This is a genomic window from Butyrivibrio sp. VCD2006 (genome assembly GCF_000423925.1).
GTDB lineage: Bacteria > Bacillota > Clostridia > Lachnospirales > Lachnospiraceae > Butyrivibrio.
Map to the genome: position 1 here is coordinate 1 of NZ_AUIX01000074.1, position 1,725 is coordinate 1,725.

4 protein-coding genes are annotated in these 1,725 nt (G+C 40.2%); 1 reads left to right on the forward strand and 3 read right to left on the reverse strand.

The genetic code is table 11. The features are described from left to right. The first annotated feature begins 416 nt into the window (after nucleotides 1–416). Nucleotides 417–608: a hypothetical protein gene (locus G586_RS0116935; protein ID WP_026528657.1), complete on the forward strand. Its 192-nt coding sequence runs from the start codon at nucleotides 417–419 to the stop codon at nucleotides 606–608. Between the two features lie 130 nt (nucleotides 609–738). Here G586_RS0116935 and G586_RS0116940 read toward each other — a convergent pair whose 3' ends face one another. From G586_RS0116940 to G586_RS0116950, 3 genes are read right to left on the reverse strand one after another with little or no spacing between them, the layout of a single operon-like run. Then, entirely contained in the window at nucleotides 739–1,026 is a 288-nt protein-coding gene (locus G586_RS0116940) for a hypothetical protein (RefSeq protein WP_026528658.1), read from the reverse strand. Between the two features lie 18 nt (nucleotides 1,027–1,044). Beyond that, nucleotides 1,045–1,245 carry a hypothetical protein gene (locus G586_RS0116945; RefSeq protein ID WP_026528659.1) on the reverse strand — a complete coding sequence of 67 codons (201 nt, stop codon included), beginning with the start codon at nucleotides 1,243–1,245 and terminating at the stop codon, nucleotides 1,045–1,047. A gap of 17 nt (nucleotides 1,246–1,262) precedes the next feature. After that, nucleotides 1,263–1,625 (reverse strand): DinB/UmuC family translesion DNA polymerase, encoded by a 363-nt coding sequence (locus G586_RS0116950; RefSeq protein WP_330363293.1) that lies wholly within the window; start codon nucleotides 1,623–1,625, stop codon nucleotides 1,263–1,265. Nucleotides 1,626–1,725: the final 100 nt, after the last annotated feature.

Sequence of the window (1,725 nt, forward strand, 5' to 3'; positions counted from 1 at the left end):
TATTCGATGTATTCATATTATATACTCCTTTGAGTATATTTAAACACATTTAATCACATTTAACAATATTATTGATCACTTAATTTATTCTCCTCTTTGTTACTTCTTTTGAAAAAATGAAAACTGTCCTGAATTCGTGTTTATTAAAATGAGGACGGCTTTCTTTGTGTTGCTACAAGGATATAGTATAAGCCATGGCTAACAAAAAGTGAAGCAAAAATGTAATCGCGTGCGCCATAAGCTGCAAACACCGCGCAAAATCTAATATATCCCATGACGGTTTTTGATTAGTGATAGGTTTTCGCAAATGTTATTGGAGTAACACCAGATGAGCCAACATTTGACATGGCATGCACTCTGAATGAGATGGAACTGGCTTATTTTGATGATGATCATAATTTTTCAACTCTGACGGATTGTGGGAAATATATACAAAAGAGATTGCGGGTAAGAAGTTTGATAAGTACAGAGACAGGGCATCCTGGGTGTGGATGTGCCTAAGGTGGGCTGAGACCATGTATGCGTATACTCCGGTAGATGTTTTTCTGAAAGTAGTTAATCAGAAAAAAGGAATGAGCATGGATGCAGAGGAAGCCTTTTGTACATAGTATTATCGCTGGAACCATTGCTCTTCTTTATAAGGCACTGGAACCGCTCATCAACAAAATACTTGGTATTTAAACCGGTAAAAGCTAAGGGCTGTCATAATTGACAGCTCTTATTTTGTTTGGGAAGGTGTCATATTGCCATGCACCATTTATTGTTGATCCTTGGGTCATAGTAAAGCCTTATGACACGCTTAGAATTCATCACGATGATCATGCACTCAAAGATGAATGTTGACTCACTTACATAAATACCATCGCTAGTAGTACGGGCCCCTTTCCGTTCAGCTTCGCGGTATCCTTTTATATTGTATGTCTCGTATTCACCATCATCATTCATGAAGCGAAGGCGCATGGGTACTATGCCTCCATCTGCCTGGTGCTCGCAGATGACATCTACCTTGTCGATTATCCTGCTCATTTGATTTACTCCAATAGTTCATATATGTATTTCTCTTATGCTCTCAAAGCTGATATCAGTAGTGACAACTGTCAGATACCGGGCATCTTTTTTGATTTTGGAGATAAGCCCGGTTTTCTTAATATAGACTCCAAGATCGTAATAGGTTATTGAGACCATATCGCCTACCTTTAGGAGTGATAACTGATAGTCAAGGTAATCCAGGGCCTCTTCTGACAAGATGACCTTCTCAACTTCTATGCGTTCTTTCCATAACGTGCTTTTATCTGGTTTACCGACTGCGTGATCATGCGGTCTTTTTCCATAACCTCCGGGTCAACAAAAAAACTGTACTGCTCAAAACATTCATCCTGGACAGAATTTGCGCTTAGCCCGACTCTACGGATGGGGATATTTCGCACGGTGCTCTTAAGATATAGTTTTGTAAATGCATCCATAAGAATCCTGTATGAATTTGTAGTTACCTGAAGGGTAGTACTGGCACCCGTGGATGGGAATGCATCATTACTGTAGCCTACATACAGGGAGAGGTTGTTGCTTACGACATGGGCTGCGACCATATTGAGGGAGAGCTCATCCGCCATTTCCTTTACGATGATAAGTGCCTGCCACTCAAAATGTGCTTAAATATACTCAAACACATCGAGAAATCGAAGTCCTCACGGTTACTTCTTACTGCTTCATCGTGTATGCTTTGGC